Genomic DNA, 17220 nt, shown 5'->3' on the forward strand with positions numbered 1-17220 from the left:
GTTACCGCGGGTACGACATAGGCTGCGGGCGTGGCAGAAAAGCGTGAGTACCGCATGGAGGAGCTGGCCAGGGTGGCCGGCATCACGGTGCGCACCCTGCGCTTCTACCGCGAGCGCAAACTGATCCCGCCACCTCGCCGCGAGGGCCGCATCGCCTGGTACGACGACCACCACCTGGCCCGGCTGCGCACCATCGCCGCCCTGCTGGAGCGCGGCCACACCCTCAGCGGCATCGCGGAACTGGCCGAGGCCCTCGACAACGGCCGGGACGTCGCCGACCTGCTCGGCGTCACCGCCCCCACGGAGGAGGAGCCGGTCCGGCTGACCCCCGAGGAGCTGGCCGCCCGCTTCGAGGGCCAGGTCACCGCCGAGAACCTCGCGGCCGCCCTCGATCTCGGCTACCTCGGCACCGACGGCGACGAGATCGTCCACATCAGCCGCCGCCTGCTGGACGTGTCGGCGGCCCTGGTCCGCGAGGGCATCCCGCTCGCGGACGTCCTGGCGGCGGGCAAACAGGTCCGCGAACACGCCGACGCCCTCGCCGGACTCTTCGCCGAGGTCATCCTGCGCCACGCCCCCGAGGAGGACCTCCAGCGCCTGCGCCCGCTGGCCCGCAGCGTGGTCGACGCGGAGCTGTCCCTGGCGCTGGACCGGCGGCTGCGCAAGCGGCCCTAGCGGGCCCCGGAGCGTTTCAGAGGTCGTAGACCACCGTGACCGGCGCATGGTCCGACCAGCGCTCGGCGTGGGTCGCCGCGCGCTCGACGTAGGCCTTGACCGCCTTGCCCGCGAGTCCCGGCGTCGAGATCTCGTAGTCGATGCGCCAGCCTGAGTCGTTGTCGAAGGCCCGGCCCCGGTACGACCACCAGGTGTACGGGCCCTCGACCTCGGGGTGCAGGGCGCGGACGACGTCGACGTAGCCGCCGTCCGCCGGGTCGAGGACCTGGGTGAGCCAGGCGCGCTCCTCGGGCAGGAAGCCGGAGCTCTTCTGGTTGGCGCGCCAGTTCTTCAGGTCCGCCGGCTGGTGGGCGATGTTCCAGTCGCCGCAGACGACGACCTCACGGCCGTCGGCGGCGGCCTTCTGCCGCAGCTCCTTCAGGTACGCGAGGAACTCGTCCATGAAGCGGACCTTCTCGTCCTGGCGTTCGGTGCCGACCTCGCCGGAGGGGAGGTAGAGGGAGGCGACCGTCACACCGGGCAGGTCGGCCTCGACGTAGCGGCCACTGGTGTCGAACTCGCTCGAACCGAAGCCGACCCGGACGCGGTCGGGCTCGCGGCGGGTGTAGAGGGAGACGCCCGCGCGGCCCTTGGCGGCGGCGGGGGCGTGCACGACGTGCCAGCCGTCAGGGGTGCGCACGTTCTCCGGCAGCTGCTGCGGCTCGGCGCGCACCTCCTGGAGGCACAGCACATCGGCGGAGGTGTCGGCGAGCCACTCCACGAAACCCTTCTTCGCGGCGGCGCGCAGACCGTTCACATTCACGGAGGTCACAGTGAGCACCCGGGCACGATACCGGCACACTGGACCAAGTCTAAACTTGGCATCAACGGCGACATCGAATGGATGTACGGTTTCCGGTATGGACATACGCCCCGTTCCCTACGACCACCCCGACGCCCTCAAGCTCGACGCCGAGGTCCAGGCCGAGTACCACGAGCGGTACGGCGACGGCGGCGACGCCACCGTCCTCGCGCCGGAGGACTTCGAGCCGCCGAACGGCGTGTACCTGATCGCCTACGACGCGCTGGACCGGCCCGTCGCCACCGGCGGCTGGCGCCGGCAGGACGCGAACGGCGAGGGGAACGAGGACGGCGACGCGGAGCTGAAGCGGATGTACGTCGTCCGGGAGATGCGCGGGGTGGGGCTGGCCCGCCGGATCCTGGCCGCGCTGGAGGCGGACGCCCGGGCGGCGGGCCGTACCCGCATGGTGCTGGAGACCGGCACGCAGCAGCCGGAGGCGATCGCTCTGTACACCTCCAGCGGCTACGAGCCGTGCGTGAAGTTCGGCTACTACCGCTTCCACGAGCTGAGCCGCTGCTACGCCAAGGCGCTGGTCTAGCCGAGCTTGTCGACCGCCTGGTAGTAGGTCCAGGCGGACGCGTCGCAGGAGGTCTTCTTCAGGCCGGAGTAGGCGGCGCACACCCGCTTGAGGTCGGCGTAGAAAGCATCGTCGAGGCGGGCCTTGTTGGCGTCGAAGGTCCCGGCCGCGGTGTAGTTGCGGTAGCCGAAGTCATGGCGGACGCAGGCGTTGGCGAACGGGAAGCCGAAGGGGTTGTCCGGCGAGGTCGTGCAGTAGTCCGTGGACCAGTCGAAGCCGTACGCGCTCCAGGCGCCCTGGTTCGCCTTGGCCGCGAAGAAGGCGTTGTAGCTGCTCGCGCTGGTCTGGGTCCAGCCGCTGAGCACCGCGTTCTTGTCGGCGGGTGCGGCCGCCGCCTCGGTGGCGGGCAGCAGGGCGGCGGTCAGCGCGAGCGTGGCGGTGGCCAGGGACGCGGCTGCGGTACGACGGCGCATGTGGGGTCCTCCGTGGGAGCGCTGCACGCTCCGACGTCCGTCGCCGGAGCGGCGTCAGCGTTCGCCGCGGGGTTACGGCGGATGTATGCGCCGCCTATAGGGCCAGGTCAGGGCCGCGTCGTACGGCCGGGTCAGGCCCGCAGGTAGGCGAGGACCGCGAGGACCCTGCGGTGGGTCTCCTCCGCCGGGGGCAGATCGAGCTTGGTGAGGATGGAGCCGATGTGCTTGCCCACCGCCGCCTCGGACACCACCAAGGCCTTCGCGATCGCGCCGTTGGACTTGCCCTCCGCGATCAGCGCCAGCACCTCCCGCTCGCGGGGGGTGAGCCGCTCCAGCGGGTCGCGGCGCCGGCGCAGCAACTGCCGTACGACCTCGGGGTCGACGACCGTGCCGCCCTCGGCTACCTCGCTCAGGGCGTCCACGAACTCCTCGACCTGGCCGACCCGGTCCTTCAGGAGGTAGCCGACGCCGGAGCCGTCGCCGGAGTCGAGGAGGTCGGAGGCGTAGGTGCGCTGGACGTACTGGCTGAGGACGAGCACGGGCAGGGCGGGCCGCTTCTCCCGGAGGGTCACCGCCGCGTGCAGCCCCTCGTCCTGGAAGCCGGGCGGCATGCGCACATCGGTGACGACGATGTCCGGCTCGTGCTCGGCGACGGCCGCGACGAGGGCCGGCGCGTCGCCGACGGCCGCGACCACCTCGTGGCCGCAGCGGCTGAGCAGGCCGATCAGGCCCTCGCGCAGCAGCACGCTGTCCTCGGCCAGAACTACCCGGAGCGATCGGCGCGTTCGGCCGTCTCGGTCCACTCGCAAGGAATCTCCACACGCAACAGGGTCGGTCCGCCCGGCGGACTGGACAGGGAGAGTCTGCCATCGAGGACGGACACCCGGTCGGCGAGACCGGTCAGTCCGGTGCCGAGTCCGGCGTCCGCGCCACCGCGCCCGTCGTCGCGGACCTGGAGCACCAGCCGTCCGTCGGCGTGCCCGCCGCTGACGCCCGCGCGCTCCGCGCCGCTGTGCTTGGCGACGTTGGCGAGGGCCTCGCAGACGACGAAGTAGGCGGCGCTCTCCACCGCTTGGGGCAGCCGTCCGGGCAGGTCGAGGTCGACGTCGACGGGGACGGCGCTGCGGTCGGCCGCGTCGGCGACGGCGGCGTCGAGGCCGTAGTCGGCGAGCACCTTGGGGTGGATGCCGTGGATTAGCTCGCGCAGTTCCGCGAGGGCCTTGCCGGCCTCGTCGTGGGCCTTGGCGAGCTGGTCGGCGAGCGGGCCCGGCGGGGCGTCGAGGCGGGCGAGGCCGAGGGTCATGGTGAGGGCGACCAGGCGTTGCTGGGCGCCGTCGTGCAAGTCCCGTTCGATACGGCGGCGTTCGGCCTCGAAGGCGTCGACGATCCGGACCCGGGAGCGGGTGAGCTCGACGACCTTCTCGCCGAGGTCGGCGTCGCGGGGGGCGATCAGCAGCCGGGTGAGCTCGGCGCGGGCCCCGGCGGTGAGGCCGAGGACGTAGGCGCCGGCGGCCAGCAGCAGCACGCCGAGGACGGCGACCCCGAAGGCGGTGGGCCAGTCGGTGACCGTCCAGGTCTTGAGCACCTTGGTCTCCTCGCCGCCGCCGACCGTGGCCATCAGCAGCGGGGTGGCCACCATCGACACCGGGAAGAGCAGCGCGCCGGTGACGACGAAGGCCTCGGCGGGCCAGAGCAGACAGGCGAAGAGCAGGGCGTAGCCGAGCTCCCGCCAGGTCAGCTGCTCGCGCACCCGGGTGGTGAACCAGCTCCACGGTCCCGGCTCGGCGGGCTCGGGGTGGCTGCCGTGCGCGGGGTCGAGGTCGATCAGCCGCAGCCGGCGCCGCTCGACGGTCGCCACGGGCAGTCCGGCGAGGGCCGTGACGGCGAGCAGGGGCAGGCCGACCAGGGCTATGGCGAGGACACCGCCGACCGCCAGCAGGGTCACCAGGGACACGAGCGCGGCGAGCCCGGCCAGCACGCCCGTCAGCAGGTACGCGACGGAGCGCCAGGGCCACGGCGACAGCAGGAAGCCCGGGCGGGACATGGCCTGCCACACATTGCGAGGGTGCATGGGGGTCACCGTAGAAGGCGTGGCCATGGGTGTGCCATCGGTCCAGGGGGCGGACCGGGGGTATGGCCAGCCCTACCTCGGGAGGTCCGGGGGTCACGGGTGCCGGGGTGCAAGCTCCTGCCATCGCAGGCTGCTGCCAAATCGAAGGCTGAATTCCGGCCGGGAGTGGCGCAAACAATGGCCACGGGTCAACGCTCCGCGCGTTGCGATCCGGCCCTGACCGTACGGCCGGGGCTCTCAAGAGTGGGGGACTCACATGGAATTCCAGCTTCTCGGGCCGGTGGAGGCACGGCACACGGCGCGGCGCGTGGCTCTGTCCGGTTCCAAGGTGCACACGGTGCTGGCGGCGCTGCTGCTGGCCCGGGGCCGGGTCGTGGGGGACGGCAGGCTCAGCGAACTGCTGTGGGGGTGGGAGCCGCCGGCCACCATGAACGCGCAGATCTACACCTACATCTCGCGGCTGCGCAAACTCCTCGGCCCGGAGGTGGAGTTGGTCCGCCGCCAGCCGGGATACCAGCTGCTGGCCGAGGGGGCGCGGCTGGACGTGGTGGAGTTCGAGGAGCTGGACCGGCGGGGGCGGCGGGCGCTGGAGGAGCGGCGGTTCGGGGACGCGGCGGACTTACTGCGCCGGGCGCTCGATCTGTGGCAGGGGCCGGCGCTGGCCGGGGTGACGCCGTATCTGGCCGAGGCGGAGGTGCCGCGGCTGGAGGAGGCCCGGGTGACGGCGCTGGAGCACCGGGCCGAGGCGGATCTGGCGCTCGGCCGGCATCAGCGGCTGGTGCCCGAACTGACCGGGCTGGTCAGTGAGTTCCCGGTACGGGAGCGGCTGCGGGCGCAGTTGATGACGGCGCTGTACCGCAGCGGGCGGCAGGCGGACGCGCTGCACGTCTACCACGAGGGGCGGACGGTCCTGGCCGAGGAGCTGGGGGTGGATCCGGGGCCCGATCTGACGGCTGCCTATCAGGGTGCGCTCAGTGGGGAGTTGGGGCGGCTGCCGGAGCCCGCGTCCCGGGGGGCGGTCCTCGTCGGGTCGGGGGCCGTCGTCGGCGCCGGGGCCGTTGCGGAGCGGACGCCGCCGATGCTGCTGCCGCCGGATCTGGCGGACTTCACCGGGCGGCGGCGGGAGTTCGAGGAGCTGTGCGCGGCCCTGGTGCCGGGGCCGGCGGAGCGGCGGCTGCCGTTCCGGCCGCGGCGGCTGCTGATCAACGGGATGGCGGGGGTCGGCAAGACGGCGCTCGCGGTGCGGGTCGCGCACGCGGTGGCCGGGGACTTCCCGGACGGGCTGCTGTACGCGCGGCTGCGGCACGAGGACGGGACGGTCAAGGACTGCGGCACGGTGCTCGCGCAGTTGCTGCGCACGCTGGGTGAGCGGCCGGAGGAGGTGGCCGTGCCGGGTGGGGAGCCGGGGCGGCTCGACGAGCTGGTGCACCGGTGGCGTACGGCGACGGCGGGGCGGCGGCTGCTGATCGTGCTGGACGACGCGGCGAACGAGCTGCAGCTGGACGCGCTGTTGCCGGCGACGACGGACGCGGCGGTGCTGGTGACGAGCCGGGGGCGGCTGTCCACGGTGCCCGGGGCGCGGAGCATGACGCTCGAGCCGCTCGGGGAGCGGGATGCGCTGGCGCTGCTGGGGGCGGTGGCCGGGGCCTCGCGGATCGGGGTGGAGCCGGAGGCGGCTCGGCTGATCGTGCGGGCGTGTGCGGGGCTGCCGTTGGCGCTGCGGGTGGCGGGCACGCGGCTCACGGCTCGGCCGCACCGGCCCGCGGCGCGGCTGGCGCGGCGGTTGGCGGATCCGGCGTGCCGGGCGGATGAGCTGCGGGTGGGGGAGCTGGACGTACGGCGCACGCTGCTCGCGGCGCTGTCGCAACGGCCGCGGGACGAGCGGGAGTTCGCGATGTCCTTCGCCGCGCACGGGACGGAGGCGTTCACGACGGGTCGGGCCGCCTGCTTCCTCGATGTCCCGGAGGAGGTGGCGGAGGAGTTGCTGGAGCGGCTGGTGGAGGCGGCACTGCTGGAGATGGCGGGCATCGACGCGTCCGGTGAGCCCCGGTACCGCTTCCACGAACTGGTACGGCTGGTGGCGGCGGGCCAGTCCGACCGGGACGGCGACCTGACGCTGACGGGGGCGTGAACGGGGGTGCGGGTGCGTTGTCCTGGGGCCGAGGTGGAGGTGGCTTCAGCACACCCGCGCCGGCGGTGCCGCTGCGCTGGAGCCCAGGTGGAGGTGGGTTCGGCTCGCCCGCGCCGACGGGGTGCCGCTGCGCTGGAGCCCAGGTGGAGGTGGGTTCGGCTCGCCCGCGCCGGCGGGGTGCCGCTGCGCCCACCCGTGCCGCCCCAGCGGCACGACTGCCCGCAGCTGCGCGGGATTGGCGGTGCCGCTGCTCGGGTGGGCGCCGCCCTCCGCTACGACTGCCCGCAGCTCAGCGAGTTTGGCGGTGCAGCTGCCCGGGTGGGCGCCGCCCTCCAGCACGACTGGACGCAGGTAGGCGAGTTCGGCGGTGCTGCCCGCAGCTCTGCGAGTTTGGCGGTGCAGCCGCGCAGGGCGGGCGGCGCCGCTACCCCGCGAGGTATGTCTGGCCCTACCCCAAGTCTCCGTTCTGCCGCACTGCGTCGGGGCCCTCGCCCGGGGTTTCGTAGAGGGGTCGGGATGGTGTGAGGGACGGGGGAACCGGATGTTGGCCTGGATGGGGGAGCGGGTGCTCGCCTATGGGAGCTTCGGGATTCTGGTCACCGTTCTGCTGCTGCCCGCTCTCGAGGCCGCGCTGCCGGTGATCGGGGTGCTCCTGCCGGGGCAGACCGCTGTGGTGCTCGGCGGGGTGTTCGCCTGGCACGGGCACATCAGCGTGGAGGCCGCGCTGCTGACCGCCATGGCCGGCGCGCTGCTCGGCAACGCCGTCGGGTACGCCGTGGGGCGGCGCTGGCGGCGCCGGTTGCTGGAGCGGATCCCCGGCGCGGGACGCCGGCGCCGGTACACCGAGCGGGCGCTCGGGCTCATCGAGCGCCGGGGCGGCGGGGCCGTGTTCGTCGGCCGGTTCACCGCCGTACTGCGCACCCTCGTCCCCACCCTCTGCGGAGCCGTCCGGATGCCGTTGCCCCGCTACCTCGCATGGTCGCTGGTCAGCAGCGCGGTGTGGGCGCCGTCCTTCGTGCTGATCGGGTACGTCCTGGGCCCCGCCGGGCCCGGCTGAGCCGCCCCTGACCGCCTGCCACGCAGGTTCCTGCCAGGACAGTCTCCTGCCATCCGAGCCGCCCCCGCCGGCCCCCCGCCCGCTTCGACAATGGCTTCGCCGGCGCCTCTTCATCCCCACCGACCGCTACTTCCGTCCCGCCGTGGTGCGCGGGAGGACCGACTCCGACACCAACGAACAGGGACTTAGGGACAGATGACCAACAACGCGATCCAACTGCGCTCCGTGAGCCGGGAGTACGGATCGGGCGCCGGCCGTGTCACCGCGCTCGACCAGGTCTCCCTGGCCTTCCCCCGGGGCACCTTCACCGCCGTCATGGGCCCCTCCGGCTCCGGCAAGTCCACCCTGCTCCAGTGCGCCGCGGGCCTGGACCGTCCCACCTCGGGCTCGGTCACCGTCGGCGACACCGAGCTGACCAAGCTGAACGAGACCAAGCTGACGCTGCTGCGCCGGGAGCGCATCGGCTTCGTGTTCCAGGCGTTCAACCTGCTGCCCTCGCTGACCGCCGAGCAGAACGTGGCCCTGCCGCTGCGGCTGGCGGGCCGCCGGCCGAAGAAGGCCCGGGTCCGCGAGGTGCTGGCCCAGGTCGGCCTCGGCGACCGCGCCGGGCACCGCCCGTCGGAGATGTCCGGCGGCCAGCAGCAGCGCGTCGCCCTGGCCCGCGCCCTGATCACCCGCCCCGAGGTGCTGTTCGGCGACGAGCCGACCGGCGCCCTGGACTCGCAGACCAGCCGTGAGGTGCTGACGCTGCTGCGCGGCATGGTCGACGCCGAGGGCCAGACGATCATCATGGTGACCCACGACCCGGTGGCCGCCTCCTACGCGGACCGCGTGGTCTTCCTGGTCGACGGGCACGTCAACGGCGAGCTGATCGGCGCCTCGGCGGGCGAGATCGCCGCCCGCATGACCAAGCTGGAGGCCGTGCCGTGCTGAGCGTCGCCCTGCGCACCCTGCGCACGCGCTGGGTCACCTTCGTCGGCAGCTTCGTCGCGCTGTCGCTCGGTGTCGCGCTGATCGCCGTGATGGGCCTCGCCCTCGCCTCCTCCCTGAACGCGCCCGAGCGGCAGCCGGAGCGGTTCGCCGCGGCCCCGGTCGTCGTCCAGGGCGAGGACACCCTGATCGTGCCGACCTCGATCGGCGACCGGAAGCAGAAGCTGGAGCAGCCCAACCCGGTCCCGGAGAAGACGGTCACCGCGCTGAAGGGGCTCGGCACCGTCACCGAGGACCGCTCCTTCGCCGTACGGGCCGAGGGCGCGCCCGGCGATCTGGTGGGCCACCCCTGGTCGACGGCGGCGTTCGCGCCGTACGAGCTGACGGACGGCCGGGCGCCCTCCGGCGCGGGTGAGGTCGTCGTCACCGGCGACTGGGCCGCCGTAGGAAAGCAACTGCGCACCGGCTTCGGCACCGTGACGGTGGTCGGGACCGTCGGCGGGCTCGGCTTCGAGGACGCCGTCTTCTACACCGACGAGCGGGCCGCCCAACTCGCCCCGGTCAGCACACAGCTGGTCGTGGACGCCGATCCGGCGGCCGTACGCCAGGCCGTCGGCGCCGGCGCTGAGGTGCTGACCGGGAACGACCGGCGGCTCGCGGACGCCGACCCGGACCGTGACAGCGAGGCCCTGACCGCGATGAACGCGATGTTCGGCACCGCCGGCGGGGTCAGCGGCTTCGTGTCGGTGTTCGTGGTGGCCTCCACCTTCGCCTTCGCCGTCGCCCAGCGGCGCCGGGAGTTCGGGCTGCTGCGCACCGCGGGCGCCACTCCGGGCCAGATCCGCCGGATGGTGTTCGCCGAGGCGCTGCTCGTGGGCGTCCTGGCCTCGGCGGCGGGCTGTGTGCTCGGCGCGTACGCGGCGCCGTACCTCGCCGAGTGGGTGGTGGACGGCGGGCTCGCGCCCGCGTGGTTCACCATCGGCGACCACACCTGGCCGTACCACATGGCCTTCTGGACGGGTCTGCTCGTGGCGCTGTGCGGTGTCGTCGCCGCGTCCTGGCGGGCCGGGAAGACCGGGCCGACGCAGGCGCTGCGCGAGGCGTCCGTGGACAGCCGGACCATGACCTGGGGCCGCTGGCTGTTCGGCGCGGGCCTGCTGCTCGCCGCCGCCGTGACGCTGGTGCTGGCGCTGGTGACCCAGCCGGGCGACCTGCTGCACCGCAAGACGTACACCAGCCGCCCGATGCTGCTGATCACCGCGATCGCGCTGCTGTCGCCGGTGCTGGTGCGCCCGCTGACCCGGCTGATCGCCTGGCTGCCGGCCCAACTGCCGGGCGCGGGCGGCATGCTGGTGCGCGAGAACGCCGCCGCAGGAGTCCGCCGTACGGCCGCCATCGCGGCGCCCGTGCTGGTCACGGTCGCGCTGGCCGGTTCGCTGCTCGGCGCCACGGCCACGCTGAACGAGGCGAAGGCGACGGAGACGCGGGAGCAGACCTCCGCCGACTTCGTGCTCTCCCCGGCCGGGGAGGGTTTCGACGCGGCGACCGTGGAGCGGCTGCGGAAGGTGCCCGGCGCCGAGGTCTCCGCGACCTCGGCGAGCGCGGTGTACGTCCTGGAGGAGGGCGTCGCGCTGATCCGCTCCGACGCCCGCGCCGCCGAGCCGAAGGCGCTCGCGGACACCGTGCGGCTGCCGGTCTCGGCCGGCCGGGTCACCGACCTCGACGACGACTCGATCATCGTCAACGAGGAGTGGGAGCAGCACGCGGTCGGCGACACGGTGAGCGTGTGGCTCGGCGACGGCACGAGGAAGTCGCTGCGGATCGCCGCGGTGATGTCCATCGGCACCGGCAACAACGGCGTGTACGTCACCCCGGCGAACGCCCCGAGGGCCCCGGTCGACCGGGTCGACGTGAAGGTCGCGGACGGCGCCGACGCCTCGGCGGTGGCGGCGGCCCTGCGCACCGCGGTCCGGGCGGACGGCGGTGAGGTGTTCACCAAGTCCCAGTGGGTGCAGGCCAGTTACCCGGAGACCAACGAGACCACCCGGCTCGGATATCTGCTGGTCCTCGGCATCGCCCTGCTCTACACGGGCATCTCGCTGGCCAACACCCTGGTGATGGCGACCTCCGACCGGGTGCGGGACCTGGCGGTGCTGCGGCTCGCCGGGGCCACCACCGGGCAGGTGCTGCGCCTGGTCGCCGCCGAGGCCCTGATGGTCGTGGTGGTCGGCGGGGTGCTGGGGCTGCTGGTGGCCGCGCTCAACCTGCTCGGGATGTGGAGCGCGCTGGGCCTGCTGTCGGTGTGGACGCCGATCGCCATCCCGTGGACGGCGATCGGCTCGGCGGTGGGCGCGTGCGCGGTGCTCGCCGTGGTCTCCGCGGTGGCCCCGGCCGGGATCTCCATGCGGCGCCGGGCCGTGGAACTGGCGGGCATGCGGGAGTGACCGCCCGATGACCGTCGCGCCGGGTGGTCCACTCCCCCGTCCCGCTCGGCGCGACACCCAAGAGGGCCGGCTGCCGGTTCCGTACGTCATGAGTACGGAACCGGCGGCCGGCCCTCGCTTCGTGCGCGCGCCGGAGAAGGCGCCAAAAAAGGGGTCGGGAAAAGGGGTCGGGAAGAGAGGTCAGACCGCGACCGGGGAACGTGAGGGCTCCGCCATCGCCACCGCGATCTTCCGCGGACCGGTGAACGGCTCACGGCCGTGCGCGGCCAGCATGTTGTCGACGATGAGGACGTCGTCGCGCTCCCAGTCGAAGCGGGTGGACGCCTTGCGGTAGGCGGCCCGCAGATGCGCCACCGTCTCGTCGGGGATACGGCCGCCGTCGCCGAAGTAGGTGTTGGTGGGCAGGTCCTCGTCGTCGAAGATCTCCCGCAGCCCTTCCTGCACCTCCGGCGCGAGCGAGGTGACGTGCCAGAACGTGGCGTGGTTGAACCAGACCTCCTCGCCGGAGACCGGGTGCGTGTGCACCGCCTCGCGGACGGTGGTGGTGCGCAGCCCGCCGTCGGAGCGCCACTCGGCGGTGATGCCCTTGCCCCGGCAGTACTCCACGATCGCGTCCCGGTCCTCGGTGCCGAACGCCTCCTGCCACGGCACCCCGAAGTCGGCGTGGAAGTTGCGCACCACGCGCCAGCCGCCGCGCCGCACGAACTCCTCGCGCACCGCCGGGTCGATCGCCGCGTACACCTCGCGGATGTCGGCGAGCGGGGTCGCGCCCTGGGTGAGCGCCGGCTCGATGCAGTAGAAGTACAGGGTGTGCGGCCAGACGGCCTGGTAGGAGTTCTCGTTGTGCAGGAAGATCTCCTCGTCGGCCGGGTAGTCCGTCGAGGTGTACACCTGCCCCTTGATGGTGGAGCGCGGCGAGGAGCGCTCGGCGTAGTCCAGCGGCGCGCTGCCGGAGAAGGCCCGCACCACTCCGTCGAAGCCGTCGACGCCGCCGACCTCGAAGCCGCGCAGCAGGATCGCCCCGCGGGTGCCGAGGACCTCCCTCAGCTCGGCGCGGTGCTCGGCGATCCACTCGTGCACCGCGGTGCCGGGCGCGGCCGTGTACGTGATCGCGGTCATGGGACCAGGACCCCTCTCGTCGTCTCGCCCTGGCTCTCCAGGGACTCGTAGCGGCGCGGTACGACCGGGCCGAGTGCGGTGCCCGCCTGCCGGGCCAGTGCGGCGAACACGCCGTCGACCACCGGCAGGTCCTCCACCAGCCAGGTGTCGGGCCCGGTGGGCAGCGCGTGGCCGACCAGCACCGGGCCGTCGTCGGCCGGTTGTACGTCGACCTCGCGCAGGTTGGTGATGATGCCGACGCCGCTCGCCTTCACCACGGCCTCCTTGCGGGTCCAGCAGCGGAAGAAGGCGTGCAGCTTCTCGGTCTCGCCCGCGCGGGAGTCCACGTGGGCGAGTTCGGAGGCGCTCATCACCAGCCGGGAGGCGCCCTCCACGTCCAGGTCGCGGCCGTCCTCCAGGTCGACGCCGACCTGCCGGCCGACCAGGACGGCGAGCAGCCAGTGCGGCCCGGACCTCGACAGGTTGAAGTCGAGGTCCGTGGCGGGCCGGTCGATCCTCGGCCGGCCGTGCCGGGGGTGCGCGCAGCGCGGGCACGGGCGGCGGCCGAGGACCACCTCGCGCGGGGGCACGCCGAGGTACTCGGAGAGGATCCGGCGCAGGGCCGCGTGCGCGGACGCGTAGCGGGTGGCGGCCGGGTCGCCCAGCCGCCGCACCTGCGCCAGTTCCTCCTCGGACAGCAGATCGAGGTCGCCCGGCGCGAGGGTGTCCGGTGCCCTGCCCCGCCAGACGTGGACCGCGTCGTGGTCCCTCAGATACTCGTATGCGGCGGTCATCGCCTCAGTCCGTTCTGTTTCGTCGGTGCGCCGAGGGGTCAGTCGGACATGGCGACCAGCACCCGGCGGTCCCCGGTGAAGGGGCGGCGGCCGTGGGCCAGCAGGACGTTGTCGATCAGCAGCAGGTCTCCGGTGCGCCAGTCGACGTCCACGGCGTGCTCCAGGCCGCGGTCGCGGATCTGTTCCACGTACTCGGCGGGGATGGGGCTGCCGTCGGCGAAGGTGACGTTCTGCGGCAGCTCGTCCTCGGGCAGGATCTGCGCCAGGGCGGCGGCGGTGTCGTCGCCGAGGCCCGCGGGGTGCCACTGGTCGGCCTGGTTGAACCACACCTCGGCGCCGGTGACCGGGTGCCGGGTGGTGGCGGGGCGCAGCGAGGAGACGCGGATGCCGCCGTCGGCCTTCCACTCCCAGTCGGCGCCGGTGGGGGCGAGGAACGCCTCGACGTCCTCGCGGCTGGTGGTCTCGAAGGTGTCCTGCCAGCTCTTGCCGAGGCCGAAGCCGTCGTGCAGGTTCTGCACGTAGCGCACGCCGCCGGCGAAGGACTCGCGCACCTTGTCATCGAGGGACCGCAGCCACAGGGCGGCGTCGACCACGGGGGTGGCGCCGCGGCTGCCGGGCTGGACCTCGCAGTAGAACGCCAGGCGGGCCGGCCAGGCGTGGGCGTAGCTCATCTCGTTGTGCATCGAGATGGTGAACTCCTGCGGGTACTCGGTCGAGGTGTAGACGTTGCTGCCGACCTTGGTGCGCGGGGAGTTGCCGTGCACGTAGGCGAGCCGGTTGGGCAGCAGCGCGTCGAGCACCCGGTCGAGTTCGGCGGGGGTGACGCCGAAGCCGCGGAAGACCAGGCCCTTCTCGGCGACGAGCAGCTTGCCGAACTGCTCGCCCATGCCGATGACCCGCTCCACGAGTTCGTCGGCGCCGCCCGTCCCCTCGGCCTCGATCTCCAGGGGGGTCCAGATGTCCGTCTGAGTCATGTCAAACCTCCAGGTCATGAGTGATGTCCGCGAGCAGCTCGGCTTCGCGCGGCGCGAGGTAGAAGTGGTCGCCGGGGTAGGTGCGCAACCGGAAGCCGGCGGTGGTCAGTTCGGCCCAGGCGGCGACCGCGTCCGGGTCGCAGCCGGGGTCGCCGCTGCCGAGGCAGGCGGTGATCGGGGCGTGCACGGGCTGGGGCGGCTCGGCGGGCCGGTAGGCCTCGATGAGCCGGTAGTCGGCGCGCAGCGCGGGCAGCAGCAGCTCGCGCAGCTCGGGGACGTCGTAGGCCTCCGAGCCGAGGTCGCCGAGGCGGCGCACCCCGGCGACGAGGTCGTCGTCGGAGCGGTGGTGCAGTCCGGTGGGGCGGGCGCGGTGCGGGGCGGAGCGGGCGGAGACCACCAGGCGGCGCGGGACGACGCCGTGCCGCGTCTGCAGCCGCAGGGCGGTCTCGTAGGCCACGGAGGAGCCCATGCTGTGCCCGAACAGGGCGACGGGCCGGTCGAGGCACGGCAGCAGCGCGGCCGTCACGGCGTCGGCGAGGGTGGCCATGTCCTCCACGCACGGCTCACTGAGCCGCTCCTGCCGCCCGGGGTAGCGGACGGCGAGCAGCTCCACGTCGGCCGGCAGCCGGGCGGCCCAGCCGCGGAACAGCTGTGCGTTGCCGCCGGCGTGCGGGAAGCAGACGAGCCGGAGCCGGGGCGCCCGCCCGGACGCGGCGGGATAGGCCCGCAACCAGGGCATGTCCTGCACGACGGTCATGAGGCCGCGTCTCCTTTCGTGGGGGTCAGGGGCTCTTCGGGGGTCACAGGCACGCCGCGACGCGAGGGTGCCGCCGGCCCGCCGGGGTGCGTGGAAGCCGCGGGCACATCGCGCTGCGTAGGGGCCGCGGACGCGTCGGGCGCGGGAGACGCGGACGCGCCGGGCGCAGGAGGCGCGGACGCCCCGGGCGCAGGAGACGCGGACGCGTCGGGACGCGAGGGAGGCGCGGGCACGTCGCGCTGCGTAGGGGCCGCGGGTGCGTCGGGACTCGTAGGAGGCGCGGGCTCGTCCGGCGCGTCCGGGAGTTCTCGTCTCAAGTCCGGTGCCAGTACGGCCAGTACCGCCAGCACGGCCATCGCGGCGGCGATCGCGCGGACCGTGGACTGCGCTCCCCACGCCGCCAGGAGCAGGCCGCCCGCGAAGGAGCCGAGGGCGTTCGTGCCGGAGCCGATCAGCGCGGCGGTCGCGGCGACGCGGCCCTGGAGGGCGTCCGGGGTGGTGCGGACCTGGTAGACGGCGGCGGAGACGTTGAAGACCGCGCCGACGAAGCCGATCCCGGCGTAGAGCGCTCCGAGCAGCACCGGTTCCGCGGTGAAGCCCATGGCGCCGATCAGCAGGGTCCAGGCCACCGCCCCGGCGATCAGCAGGGCGCGGCGGCTGGTCCGGCGCTCCAGCCGCCCGCCGGCCAGCGCCCCGCACAGGCCGCCGATCCCGCCGACGCCCACGACGACCGCGAGCGCCGAGGGCGACAGGCCCTCCTCCTTGATCCGCAGGATCAGGGCCAGCGCGAGCATCTGGAAGAGCACGTTGGTCCCGGCGACATAGCCGAGCGCCGCCCGCAGGAACCGCTGCCGCCACAGCCAGCGCATGCCCTCGGCGACTTCGGCGGCGGGCCGGCGGGGTGCCGCGGTGCGCCGCTGCTGGAAGTCCTTGCGGATCAGCAGCAGGCTCACGAAGGAACAGGCGTAGGCGAGGGCGCCGAAGCCGAAGGGCAGGCCGCGTGCCGCCGTGTAGAGCAGCGCACCGCCCGGCTGGCCGAGCAGCCCGGCCGCCCGCCCGCGCGCCTCGTTCTGCGCGAGGGCGGCCGACAGATGCGCGGGGTGCACGAGGTTGCGGACGGCACCCCGCTCGGCCAGCCGGTAGAACACCGCCAGCGCCGACTCCGCGAACGCCACCGCCGCCAGATGCGCCACCGACATCCGGCCCGCCGCCAGGGCGAGCGCCACGCTGCCCACCGCCAGCAGCCGCCCCGCCTCGCAGACCAGCATCAGCCGGCGCCGGTCGAAGCGGTCCACGACCACCCCGGCCGGCAGTTGCACCAGCAGCAGCGGCAGCAGGGCCGCGGTGGTGACGACCGACATGGCGACCGGCGAGCCGGTGTGCCAGAGCACGATCAGCGGATAGGCGACCGAGGTGACCCGGGCGGCCAGGAACGACAGGCTCGCCCCGGACCACAGCAGCAGGAACTCCCGGTTGCGGCGCAGCGGAGCCGGGGCGGCGGGGGCCTCGGCGACGGGCGAGGTCATGTCCTGCACCACTCCAGGACCGCCATCGCGCTGTGCATCTTGTTCTCGGCCTGGGCGAAGGCGATGGACTCGGGGCCGTCCAGCACCTCGGCGGTGACCTCCTCGCCTCGGTGGGCGGGCAGGTCGTGCATGAACACCGCCTTGGGGCTGTCCTCCCACAGCGCCTTCGTGACCTGGAACGGCGCGAAGATCTCCCGCCAGTCCGGGTCCGGCTTGGCGGTGCCGGTGGTCTGCCAGCGGGTGGTGTAGACGACGTCGAACCCGGCGGGTACGGCGTCCATGTCGTGGCTCTCCGCGAACCGGGCCCCGCTGCGGGCGGCCTGTGCGGCGGCCCGCTCCCGGAAGGCGGGGGCGAGGCCGTAGCCGGGCGGGGTGCGCAGCTCGAACTCGACCTCGGGGAACCGGGTCAGGGCGAGGGCGAGCGCGGAGGCGGTGTTGTTGCCCTCGCCGACGTAGAGGACCTTCAGTCCGTCCACCCGCCCGAACCGCCCCTGGAGCGTGGTCAGATCGGTCAGCGCCTGGGTGGGGTGCTCGTCGGCGCTCATGGCGTTGATCACCGCCATCCGCTCCTGCGCGGCCCAGGCCCGCATCTCGGCGGGGTCGCCCGCGGTCCGGGCGACCAGCACGTCGAGCATCCGGGACATGACCCGCCCGGTGTCCTCGCTGGTCTCCCCCGTGTTGAGCTGGAGGTCGCCGGGCCCGTAGGCGATGATCTGCGCGCCGAGCCGGAGGGCGCCGCTGGAGAAGGCGGTGCGGGTGCGGGTGGAGGTCTTGCTGAAGTAGATGCCCACGACGTCCCCGGCCAGCGGCGCCGGGCGGCCCGCCGCGCGGGCCGAGAACTCGGCGCCGCGCGCGACGAGCGAGCGCAGGTCGGTGTCGTCGAGGTCGTCGATGGAGATCAGGTGCCGTACGGATGCCACGGTGTCCTCCAG

Annotated in this window: 16 protein-coding genes; 6 read left to right on the plus strand and 10 right to left on the minus strand. The window is 73.7% G+C overall.

The window, feature by feature from the left end; all coding sequences use genetic code 11:
* The first annotated feature begins 54 nt into the window (after positions 1-54).
* Positions 55-675 (plus strand): MerR family transcriptional regulator, encoded by a 621-nt coding sequence (locus tag AC068Z_RS13180; RefSeq protein ID WP_478555362.1) that lies wholly within the window; start codon positions 55-57, stop codon positions 673-675.
* Positions 676-691: 16 nt separating this feature from the next.
* Here AC068Z_RS13180 and AC068Z_RS13185 read toward each other — a convergent pair whose 3' ends face one another.
* Positions 692-1495 (minus strand): exodeoxyribonuclease III, encoded by an 804-nt coding sequence (locus AC068Z_RS13185; RefSeq protein ID WP_478554702.1) that lies wholly within the window; start codon positions 1493-1495, stop codon positions 692-694.
* A gap of 79 nt (positions 1496-1574) precedes the next feature.
* Here AC068Z_RS13185 and AC068Z_RS13190 point away from each other — a divergent pair, with 79 nt between their 5' ends.
* Positions 1575-2054 carry a GNAT family N-acetyltransferase gene (locus AC068Z_RS13190; RefSeq protein ID WP_478554703.1) on the plus strand — a complete coding sequence of 160 codons (480 nt, stop codon included), beginning with the start codon at positions 1575-1577 and terminating at the stop codon, positions 2052-2054.
* Here AC068Z_RS13190 and AC068Z_RS13195 read toward each other — a convergent pair.
* From AC068Z_RS13195 to AC068Z_RS13205, 3 genes are all read right to left on the minus strand, one after another.
* A complete protein-coding gene (locus AC068Z_RS13195; protein ID WP_478554704.1) occupies positions 2051-2506 on the minus strand; it encodes a phospholipase in 456 nt (151 codons plus the stop codon). The two genes, AC068Z_RS13190 and AC068Z_RS13195, sit on opposite strands and share 4 nt — an antisense overlap.
* Positions 2507-2637: 131 nt before the next feature.
* Positions 2638-3252 carry a LuxR C-terminal-related transcriptional regulator gene (locus AC068Z_RS13200; protein WP_478554705.1) on the minus strand — a complete coding sequence of 205 codons (615 nt, stop codon included), beginning with the start codon at positions 3250-3252 and terminating at the stop codon, positions 2638-2640.
* A gap of 17 nt (positions 3253-3269) precedes the next feature.
* Complete coding sequence (locus AC068Z_RS13205) at positions 3270-4577, minus strand: sensor histidine kinase (protein WP_478554706.1); 1308 nt, start codon at positions 4575-4577, stop codon at positions 3270-3272.
* Between the two features lie 256 nt (positions 4578-4833).
* Here AC068Z_RS13205 and AC068Z_RS13210 point away from each other — a divergent pair, with 256 nt between their 5' ends.
* The 4 genes from AC068Z_RS13210 (at position 4834) to AC068Z_RS13225 (ending at position 11139) form a co-directional block, all read left to right on the plus strand.
* Positions 4834-6708, plus strand: a complete 1875-nt coding sequence (locus AC068Z_RS13210; protein ID WP_478554707.1) for an AfsR/SARP family transcriptional regulator — start codon at positions 4834-4836, stop codon at positions 6706-6708.
* Between the two features lie 541 nt (positions 6709-7249).
* Positions 7250-7765 carry a DedA family protein gene (locus AC068Z_RS13215; protein ID WP_478554708.1) on the plus strand — a complete coding sequence of 172 codons (516 nt, stop codon included), beginning with the start codon at positions 7250-7252 and terminating at the stop codon, positions 7763-7765.
* 195 nt (positions 7766-7960) lie between these two features.
* On the plus strand, positions 7961-8698 hold the full coding sequence (locus AC068Z_RS13220) for an ABC transporter ATP-binding protein (RefSeq protein ID WP_478554709.1): 738 nt from the start codon (positions 7961-7963) through the stop codon (positions 8696-8698).
* Positions 8692-11139, plus strand: coding sequence for an FtsX-like permease family protein (locus AC068Z_RS13225; RefSeq protein WP_478554710.1), 2448 nt, complete (start codon positions 8692-8694; stop codon positions 11137-11139). Before AC068Z_RS13220 ends, AC068Z_RS13225 begins: the two co-directional genes overlap by 7 nt.
* Positions 11140-11319: 180 nt before the next feature.
* Here AC068Z_RS13225 and AC068Z_RS13230 read toward each other — a convergent pair whose 3' ends face one another.
* Genes AC068Z_RS13230 through AC068Z_RS13255 form a run of 6 tightly spaced genes read right to left on the minus strand, consistent with a single transcriptional unit; the run spans position 11320 to position 17208 of the window.
* Entirely contained in the window at positions 11320-12258 is a 939-nt protein-coding gene (locus tag AC068Z_RS13230) for a TauD/TfdA family dioxygenase (protein ID WP_478554711.1), read from the minus strand.
* A complete protein-coding gene (locus tag AC068Z_RS13235) occupies positions 12255-13031 on the minus strand; it encodes a 4'-phosphopantetheinyl transferase family protein (protein ID WP_478554712.1) in 777 nt (258 codons plus the stop codon). Before AC068Z_RS13235 ends, AC068Z_RS13230 begins: the two co-directional genes overlap by 4 nt.
* A gap of 38 nt (positions 13032-13069) precedes the next feature.
* A complete protein-coding gene (locus AC068Z_RS13240; protein ID WP_478554713.1) occupies positions 13070-14005 on the minus strand; it encodes a TauD/TfdA family dioxygenase in 936 nt (311 codons plus the stop codon).
* 1 nt (position 14006) lies between these two features.
* On the minus strand, positions 14007-14762 hold the full coding sequence (locus AC068Z_RS13245) for a thioesterase II family protein (RefSeq protein WP_478554714.1): 756 nt from the start codon (positions 14760-14762) through the stop codon (positions 14007-14009).
* The gene (locus AC068Z_RS13250) at positions 14759-16288 is read right to left on the minus strand and encodes an MFS transporter (protein ID WP_478554715.1); all 1530 of its coding nucleotides are present in this window, start codon (positions 16286-16288) and stop codon (positions 14759-14761) included. Before AC068Z_RS13250 ends, AC068Z_RS13245 begins: the two co-directional genes overlap by 4 nt.
* Positions 16285-17208: an ornithine carbamoyltransferase gene (locus AC068Z_RS13255; protein WP_478554716.1), complete on the minus strand. Its 924-nt coding sequence runs from the start codon at positions 17206-17208 to the stop codon at positions 16285-16287. The genes AC068Z_RS13250 and AC068Z_RS13255 overlap by 4 nt, the downstream gene beginning before the upstream one ends.
* Positions 17209-17220 lie beyond the last annotated feature (12 nt).

The sequence above is a fragment of the Streptomyces sp. NPDC043726 genome (genome assembly GCF_056436565.1).

What these genes read in the sequence shown, in the direction of transcription:
- AC068Z_RS13180 (WP_478555362.1), top strand. Translation starts at nt 55, where the DNA reads ATGGAGGAGCTGGCCAGGGTGGCCGGCATCACGGTGCGCACCCTGCGC.
- AC068Z_RS13190 (WP_478554703.1), top strand. Translation starts at nt 1,575, where the DNA reads ATGGACATACGCCCCGTTCCCTACGACCACCCCGACGCCCTCAAGCTC.
- AC068Z_RS13195 (WP_478554704.1), bottom strand. Translation starts at nt 2,506, where the DNA reads ATGCGCCGTCGTACCGCAGCCGCGTCCCTGGCCACCGCCACGCTCGCG.
- AC068Z_RS13205 (WP_478554706.1), bottom strand. Translation starts at nt 4,577, where the DNA reads ATGCACCCTCGCAATGTGTGGCAGGCCATGTCCCGCCCGGGCTTCCTG.
- AC068Z_RS13210 (WP_478554707.1), top strand. Translation starts at nt 4,834, where the DNA reads ATGGAATTCCAGCTTCTCGGGCCGGTGGAGGCACGGCACACGGCGCGG.
- AC068Z_RS13215 (WP_478554708.1), top strand. Translation starts at nt 7,250, where the DNA reads ATGTTGGCCTGGATGGGGGAGCGGGTGCTCGCCTATGGGAGCTTCGGG.
- AC068Z_RS13220 (WP_478554709.1), top strand. Translation starts at nt 7,961, where the DNA reads ATGACCAACAACGCGATCCAACTGCGCTCCGTGAGCCGGGAGTACGGA.
- AC068Z_RS13230 (WP_478554711.1), bottom strand. Translation starts at nt 12,258, where the DNA reads ATGACCGCGATCACGTACACGGCCGCGCCCGGCACCGCGGTGCACGAG.
- AC068Z_RS13235 (WP_478554712.1), bottom strand. Translation starts at nt 13,031, where the DNA reads ATGACCGCCGCATACGAGTATCTGAGGGACCACGACGCGGTCCACGTC.
- AC068Z_RS13240 (WP_478554713.1), bottom strand. Translation starts at nt 14,005, where the DNA reads ATGACTCAGACGGACATCTGGACCCCCCTGGAGATCGAGGCCGAGGGG.
- AC068Z_RS13245 (WP_478554714.1), bottom strand. Translation starts at nt 14,762, where the DNA reads ATGACCGTCGTGCAGGACATGCCCTGGTTGCGGGCCTATCCCGCCGCG.
- AC068Z_RS13250 (WP_478554715.1), bottom strand. Translation starts at nt 16,288, where the DNA reads ATGACCTCGCCCGTCGCCGAGGCCCCCGCCGCCCCGGCTCCGCTGCGC.